Below are 8144 nucleotides of genomic sequence, written 5' to 3' on the forward strand. Positions count from 1 at the left end.
TGGGCATTGGGCATTGGGCATTGGTTCTTCTCATGAGCGAACTCCGAACATTAAGTAGCAGAAATTCCCCAAATAATTGCAAAATAAATGCAGTTAGTCATTGTTACTAATTGGAAATGCCGACTACACTTGCTGACGCACAAAATTTACTTTCTGACCTGATCGCCCGCTACTCTGAGCGTGTAGATTATCTGATGATTCGCCTTGAAGAAGCAGAAGGGACTGATATCTTGTTGCGTGGCGACAAGGTAGAAAGCCTAAGCGTTGGCATCTCCATTGGTGGACATATTCGCGCTTGTTATAAAGGTGGATGGGGTTTAAGCTGCTTTAACCAACTGGCGACAATTCAGGATCGGATAGAAGAAGCGATCGCTGCGGCGCGGATGGTTGGTGATGAAGAAACTTTACTTGCACCTATTGACCCAGTGCAAGCAGTATGCATTCTACCCCTAAAAGGCACCGATCCCCGAAAAATCCCACTCTCGAAGAAAAAACAATTGTGCGATCGCTATACTGAATTGCTCAAAAGCGTTGATCGCCGGATTACCACTACCTCGGTGCGTTACGGTGACAGCGCCCAAAAAGTGATCATAGCTACCTCAGAAGGCACTTTGATCGAGCAATCTTGGGTGGATATGGAAATGCGCTTTGCAGCTACTGCCAGAAATGGCGAAACCGTACAAACTGGACGGGAAACTACTGGTTCTCGCAAAGCTTACGAAGATTTAACTGATTTGGATGAACAGGTTCAAAGTGCAGCTAAAAGAGCGATCGCAGCTTTATCTCTGCCATCGGCCAAAGGCAATACTTACACTGTAGTTATTGATCCAATTCTCACGGGTTTGTTTGTCCACGAAGCCTTTGGACATCTTTCTGAGGCCGATATGGCTTACGAAAACCCCGATCTGCTGGAAGTCATGACCATTGGACGGCGGTTTGGCCCAGAAGAACTGCAAATTTTTGATGGTGCTGCCCCAGAGGGACATCGCGGTAGCTATTTTTACGATGATGAAGGCACGGCTGCTACTACTACTCAACTAATTAAAGATGGAGTTTTAGTTGGACGTTTGCATTCTCGTGAAACTGCTGGCAAATTGGAGGAAGCGCCTACTGGTAACGCACGCTGTCTCAACTATCACTTTACTCCCATTGTGCGGATGACAAATACTTGGATTGAACGGGGTAAAACACCAGTTAAAGACTTATTCACCGATATCAAAGAAGGAGTGTATGCCCGCAATTGGTTGGGTGGGATGACGAATGGGGAAATGTTCACCTTTAGTGCTGGAGAAGCGTGGATGATTAGGAACGGCAAAATTGCTGAACCAGTGCGGGATGTAACGCTTTCGGGAAATGTATTCCAAACTCTAGCGGATATTGAGGCAATTGGTGATGATTTTTACTGGGATGAATCCGGTGGTTGCGGTAAGGGAGGGCAAAATGGTTTGTCAGTGGGTTGTGGTGGCCCTAGTCTGCGAATTCGAGATGTAGTGGTTGGTGGAGAAACGTAAACCCCACCCAACCGTTGTAGCATTAGGTCTATATTACAATACCGTTCAGTTAAGCCCAAAAACCTTGCTAGAGACGCGAAATTTCGCGTCTCTACAGGTCTTTGCGTAAAATCATCGTAGCGTTTTTAATGCAAGGGGACGCATTAGCATTGTCAGCCGATGCATTGGCATTGTTAGCCGATGCATTGGCATTGTCAGTCGATGCATTGGCATTGTCAGTCGATGCATTGGCATTGTTAGCCGATGCATTGGCATTGTTAGCCGATGCATTGGCATTGTCAGTCGATGCATTGGCATTGTCAGCCGATGCATTGGCATTGTCAAATTTAATTTGCTAGCCAGAAAGCGACGTTACGCACATAGGTTTTAATATCTTCTAAGGCGCGTGGCTCTTTTTTCATGCCATCTCCTGGTGGCTCATCTACAAAAGTGGGACAGCCCTTGTTAATATCCCAGTTGTAATCTACTAAATGATGAAAGCTGGAGTTAGCTACTGCTCGTCCTAAAATATTCCCTTGTTCATCTTGATGATGCTCGATCGCTACAACCAAATTGAAGTTACGACCTGTAACTAAACTTTTACCCAAAGCAATTACGCGCGCGTTTGCATTTCCTAAAGGCACGCCAATACCGCCTTCGTGGGGATGTGCGGGGAAAAATTCGATACTTCCCAAAGGTGAATTAGGATTTTTTAAAAGTTCGTGAATGGGTTCAACAATGGTAATTTTTTGATAATCACCGTTAGCTCCAGAATGATAGTTGGGCCAGGAGATATAAGTTGTGTATGAGTCATCTCGGCTCCAGCGAGATTCATCGGGATCGGGATTTTTGGTGTTGAAATAGTGGATATCACCAATGTCAATTAAACCACACATCGAACAACCCATATCCTGATGATCGCGTGTTGTCAAAATACCGCCACCGCGTTGCCAAAAGGCATTAATTCCAGCAATGTCTTTTTCGGTTAAACCCTTATCCACCTCTAATCCAAATAGCCAAAGTTCATCAAAATCTGATTTTTCGAGACTACTTAAAACTGGATCACTGTCTACTGCATCTGATTCGTAATCGCGTCCGGTAACTTCAAATAAGGAGTTTCCTGCTTCGTCTTTAATCGATGCTAAGTAATCTTGTAACATCGAAAAACGAAAAATGCTCCAGTCATCTTCAGTCGTAGGGATCGTAGTCTGCAAAAGAATACGAATTGGTTTTGTCATAACCTTTGCCAGATGAACACCACAATTGAGTATAGCGATCGCTTTGCACTAATGGTTAAGTTTTTAAATCCCTCAACATCCCTCCCAAGTATGAAAATAAATCACAACTCTAGGTAGTAGCGCCAGTAGTTGAGGATAGCTAATCTAGATAAATGTGATTCGATATTCACTCCGGTATGATTCACCACACCAATCCTCCGTGGCGCGTGGTGGGGATTTACTGCCTGTCTGAGTAAGCTGGATAGCCTCAATTAAACGTTCCTTAACACAGCGACAGATATGAAAGCAGATCAACTCCTGAAAAACTATGCCGCAGGTGTCAGAGACTTTACTGGTGTCAACTTGAGCGAGGCAAACTTAAGGGAAGCCAATCTCAGTGGCATAATTTTAGATAGAGCAATTTTAGATGGAGCTAATCTAAGTCACGCTAATTTAGCCCAAGCCAGTTTGATTGAGGCAGACTTAAATGGAGCAGATTTGAGCAATGCTGACCTCAGTGGTAGCAACTTAAGCGGAGCTATCTTGGATGGAGCTATCTTGGATGGAGCAGCTCTGGATGGAGCTAATTTGAGTCAGGCTGATTTGACGGTTGCTAAATTGATTGAAACTAACTTGAGTGAAGCGGATTTGCAGGAAGCTAGTTTGATAGCGGCGAATTTAGATGGAGCCGATTTGAGTGGTGCAGACTTAACTGTAGCCGACTTATCCCAGGCAAATCTCACTCAAGCAGATTTGAACCAAACAAATTTAAGCGGAGCAAATTTGGATGGAGCCAATATAGAAGGAACAATCCTGGATGAGAATGTGTGACACTACCAGTCAGACAGAATGGCGTTGCTGAATCAAGGGATGATTCTTGTAGGGTGGGCGTCTCGCCCGCCCTGAAATACAAGGGACGGGCAAGATGCCCATCCCACAAAACTAGCAAAATCATCACGCAAATATGCAACGCCGACAGAATTAATTACACAATGTCATTGCGGGAGCAAAGCGGAATGTAGGCGGAGCCTTCCCGAAGGGTAGCAATCCCAGCCCTTGCGAATTGCTTCTCTTCGAGAGGCTCCGCCAACGCTCGCAATGACTGTAAATATTTTTGTCCGACTACTTACCAGCCAGATAAACCCATGACCACTCGCAACTCTTATAGGACTTACGCAAAAATTGCTAACTTCGCTTAATTTATCGAACCGCCCTTCGGGTTCACCAGTCGCCTACGGCGGGAAACCCGCCTACAGCGCTGGTTCACCAAGACGCCAAGAGCGCCGAGAATTCGTAGAGTGTGCGTAAGTCCTATCTTAGAGACGCTGCGCGAACGCTCGAATTCAAATATCCCGATCCCAAACTGCTTGCACCTTCATGCCCGGTAACAGGCGCTGAAGTTTCAGCAATGGTTTATCAGGCATTAGTCGCCATTAGGCGAACATCTGCGATTAAATCAGTCTATGTGGGGTTGCATTCTAGAAGTTGACAAGTAGAATAAGAAACACTGCTTATCGGCTTGGTACTCTTGGGAAAAAAAACCATGTAGTTAAAAGCACGTTAGGCTAATATGCGATGGGTGACAAATCTTAGACCTATTGCCTAAAGCTAATAGCCCCATGTTAACAACACTTCCAGACACCTCTGCCAACTTAGCGATCGCCTTATTAATTAACTATAGTTTTGATCTCAGTGGCTATACTGCCAATGAGCTAGTTGAGCGTTGGCAAACGCAATACCCGCTTAATTGGCTACACCTGGCAGTGATTGAGGCACTATATCAAGGTCGTTATAAAGCTGTTTCCGTGCAGCAAATTTTAGTATTTTGGCAGCGCCGGGATCAGGCTACATATCATTTCAACATGGAATTTGAACGGATGATTTGTAGCAAATTTCCCCAAAGTTTAACTTCATCGCCTGCGCCAGCCCTACCGCCAGCGAAGAAAAACCCCACTGTAGAGAAAGTCACGAGTCCTCAATTACCACCGGCTAAGATTCGCAACGGTTATCAAAAAAGCAATACTGCAACTCTACAACTGAAAAGTTCCGAACAAAAAACATCTGTAGATGAAGAAGCGAAGGAGGAAGCTAGGGACAATAAAACTGTCCTGAAGTCTCCCCTTTCGGGAAAATTTGCTTCTTCAACAAGGCTTCAGTTATCGTCCGCTATCAGCCAAAGGCAAGCTTCACAAGAAAGTCTACCGCCTTCACCATCACCAATTCCTCATCAACGACGGCCAAAACTGCTCCCACCTGCTCCGATTCATGCCCCAATCGGGCAATTTACTCCAGAAAAAAGCGATCGCTCTGAGTCTTTTACATCTAAACTCAAGGCGATGTCTGAGGAACAGAATCCGCGAGTTGGGGGGAGTGGGGAGTAGGGAGTGGGGAGTGGGGGGAAGAGGGGAAGGGGAGCAGGGGGAGCAGGGGGAGCAAGAGTGGAATAACTAATGCCCAATGCCCAATGCCCAATGCCCAATGCCCAATGCCCAATGCCCAATGCCTTTTAGATTTTTACTCTGCAACTAACTCTTTAAAGCGCTCATCATCGGCAATATCATCAAAATCTAGGTCAGTTACTGCATCTTCTTTATACCTGGGATTAAGTTCAATTGCTTGTTGTAAAGTTAACAGAGATCGTTCAACTTGTCTTTGGAGTGCGTAACAGGCTGCTTTGTTGTAATGGGCACTGGCATACTCTGGGTTAATTTCTAAGGCTTTGTTAAAACTAGCGATCGCTTCATCATCGCGTCCCAATCTTACTAAAGTATAACCGTGTTTATCCCAGATTTTGGGGGAATTGGGTTGGAATTCCAGGGCTTTTTCAAAAGATGGTATTGCCTCTTCATATTGTTCCAATGCTACTAGGGAAAGACCGCGATTCAACCAAGCAACTGCATCATCAGGCTTGATTTGTGTAGCTTTATCAAATGAGTCAAAGGCTTGCTGATGCTGTTGTAAGTTACCAAAAGCAACGCCGCGATCGCACCAAGCTTGATGATAATCTGGTTGAATCGCAATAGCTCTATTGTATGATGCGATCGCATCTTTGTAGCGTTTCAATCTCCCTAGAGTTAGACCTCGTTTTAACCAAGCCACAGGTTCATCAGCTTGGATTTTAACCGCTTGGTTGTAAGCTGCGATCGCATCTTCATAGCGCCTTTGAGAAAATAGCTCATCTCCCTGTTTTACATACTCATCAGCAGTAAATTCTGGTTGTTGTGGCTGTTCCTGTATTTCTTGCTCAACTTCAGAATTTACAACCTCTGGGATGGATGCAGGTGTCATTTCAATGTCAACTTCAGAATTTACCACCTTTAGGATAGATTCAGGTGTAATTTCAGTTAGTTCTTGAAGGATGAGATCCTTTCTTTCTTGGGCATCCAATTGCAACTCAGAAAGTTGAGAGACAAACTCCGTTTCTAATCTTTCTAACTTCTCCAAAATGAGAATCTTTTGTTGTTGAGCATTCCATTGTAAATCTGAGAATTGTGAAGTAAACTCAGAACCAGCTTTTTCTAAATTCTCAATTATTAGCTGTTTGCGTGTTTGAGCATCTACTTGCAATACAGATAGTTGTTCGGCAAATTCTGACTGCAATACTGCTAAAGTTTCAACAATCTTATTTTTTTGTTCTTGAGCATCTACTTGTAATTCAGATAATTGAAATTTCAATTCTTTATCTAATATTCCTAAATTCTCAAGTGTGATATCTTTTTGTTTCTGAGCATCTACCTGTAATTTCGATAATTCTTCCGCAAATTCTGACTGCAATTTTGTTAAGCTTTCAACAGCTATATCCTGTTGCTTTTGAGCATCAGACTGCCATCCAAAAAGTTGAGATGTGAACTCAGACTTTGATACTTTTAAATCAGCAACGGCTAGTTCTTGCTGTTGCTGCACACCTAACTTTAAATTAGACAGTTCCTCTGCCATGACAGATGCTAATTTTCTTAGATTATCCAGTGCTATATCTCTTTGTTCTTGAGCATCAAACTCTAACTTAGATAACCCAGAAGCAAATTCTGACTCTAAAGTTTGTATATTTTGTTGGGATTTTTTCAGTTCAGTTTCTAATCGACTTAATACCTGTGTTTTAGCTAAATCTAGTTCAGACATAAGGTTAGATAAATATTTTTTTTGTTCGTTTTTAATCTGTTGTTGTAAACTAGCCGTTTCCTCTTCTAATTCATAATTTATTTTTTTAGCTTCTTGAATAAGATTTTCAGCCTCTTGTTTAACGGTGGCTAGCTGATTTTGCAATTTTTCCATTCCCTGTAATTGTTGCATCGCTCTATCAACAATTTCACGGATTACCACCCGTCGCAGGAGCCAAAATAAAGCAATGATTGCGACTGGAAATAGACTTAATATAACTAGCCAGACATTGAGTAAGATAGTTGTCCGGCTAAAAGCGCTATTAAAATCAGATTGGACTTGCTGTTGAATTCGCTTTTCCGCTCTTAGTCGCGTTAGTTCTTCCCGTTCCTGATTCGATAATAGCGGAGCAGGAGTTAGTGCTGGGGAAGTTGATGGTGCAGATTGTCCACTGGCAATTCCAGGGGACAGCAGTAAGGGTAAAAAGACAATAGTGCTTTTTACAATTAAAGCGAAAACAGCTTGATTTTTGCTCTTCATAACAACCATCTCAGTCTGTTGGTCAGTTTTTGAAGCGGCGTGCCTCTCTCCAATCTATAACAGAATTAAGTAGTGAAATGTTGTAGAGGCAGTGGAAAATGCTGAACAATCCTTAACTAATCTGTTCCCTCGCCCTTACTGTACGTACAACTTCAGTCGTGGAGCGCAGTCAAGTTTTTAACATTTTTTAGAGACACCATTATAACATTACTAGGTGAAAACCAAGCCCACAAACAATAATTTATCAACCTCTGGAAGACAGATTGTAGCAAAATCCGCGCTTTCTGAGAGCATTCATCGAACTAAGTTCGGACTTTGTTTCTACAAATAGCAGTATACAAAGTGTCAGATATGCGTACTTCGCACTAACATTAGATTATCTAGGGTAAGCAGATTACTTGCCCTACAATTAACTTAACAAAGGCGGTAGAAAATGGGTCGGATAAATCCTTATACACTGCAATTGCAGACTACCCGAATGTTTGAGCAAGGGCAATCATTTTTTGCCACAACCAAGGTACAAGAATGGTTGAAAGAGCACAAACACAATCCAGAAGATTATGACATTCTTTTCCATAAAAAACCCGCGCCTCCTGGTTCCAAAGAAGTGATGGTAGTGGAAATTGAATTACGCCGCAAAGATGGGCAACCTGTAGATCCTTGGTTGCAGGAACAAGCAAATCTCCATGCCTGATTTTAAGAACTAGCAATTTTCAATTTAAATTCATTAGGACTTACGCAAAAAGTACTAAAAATCTTAATTTATCGAACCGCCAAGAACGCCAAGAACGCCAAGAAT

General features: G+C 43.0%; 7 protein-coding genes. 5 read left to right on the plus strand and 2 right to left on the minus strand.

Translation table 11 applies throughout. The annotated features are described in order from the left end of the window. The first annotated feature begins 116 nt into the window (after positions 1–116). Complete coding sequence (locus LC574_RS15595) at positions 117–1511, plus strand: TldD/PmbA family protein (protein ID WP_229454360.1); 1395 nt, start codon at positions 117–119, stop codon at positions 1509–1511. A gap of 128 nt (positions 1512–1639) precedes the next feature. Beyond that, on the plus strand, positions 1640–1849 hold the full coding sequence (locus LC574_RS15600) for a hypothetical protein (protein ID WP_229454361.1): 210 nt from the start codon (positions 1640–1642) through the stop codon (positions 1847–1849). Here LC574_RS15600 and LC574_RS15605 read toward each other — a convergent pair. Further along, positions 1838–2728 (minus strand): hypothetical protein, encoded by an 891-nt coding sequence (locus LC574_RS15605; protein ID WP_229454362.1) that lies wholly within the window; start codon positions 2726–2728, stop codon positions 1838–1840. The two genes, LC574_RS15600 and LC574_RS15605, sit on opposite strands and share 12 nt — an antisense overlap. Before the next feature lie 279 nt (positions 2729–3007). Between LC574_RS15605 and LC574_RS15610 the strand changes: the two genes are divergently transcribed. Beyond that, on the plus strand, positions 3008–3538 hold the full coding sequence (locus tag LC574_RS15610) for a pentapeptide repeat-containing protein (protein WP_229454363.1): 531 nt from the start codon (positions 3008–3010) through the stop codon (positions 3536–3538). Between the two features lie 788 nt (positions 3539–4326). Next, positions 4327–5088, plus strand: a complete 762-nt coding sequence (locus LC574_RS15615; RefSeq protein WP_229454364.1) for a hypothetical protein — start codon at positions 4327–4329, stop codon at positions 5086–5088. 133 nt (positions 5089–5221) lie between these two features. Here LC574_RS15615 and LC574_RS15620 read toward each other — a convergent pair whose 3' ends face one another. Continuing rightward, complete coding sequence (locus LC574_RS15620) at positions 5222–7345, minus strand: tetratricopeptide repeat protein (RefSeq protein ID WP_229454365.1); 2124 nt, start codon at positions 7343–7345, stop codon at positions 5222–5224. A gap of 433 nt (positions 7346–7778) precedes the next feature. Between LC574_RS15620 and LC574_RS15625 the strand changes: the two genes are divergently transcribed. Then, on the plus strand, positions 7779–8039 hold the full coding sequence (locus LC574_RS15625; protein ID WP_229454366.1) for a hypothetical protein: 261 nt from the start codon (positions 7779–7781) through the stop codon (positions 8037–8039). Positions 8040–8144 lie beyond the last annotated feature (105 nt).

The sequence above is a fragment of the Nostoc sp. CHAB 5715 genome (assembly GCF_020829685.1).
In the GTDB taxonomy this organism is placed as follows: domain Bacteria; phylum Cyanobacteriota; class Cyanobacteriia; order Cyanobacteriales; family Nostocaceae; genus Nostoc.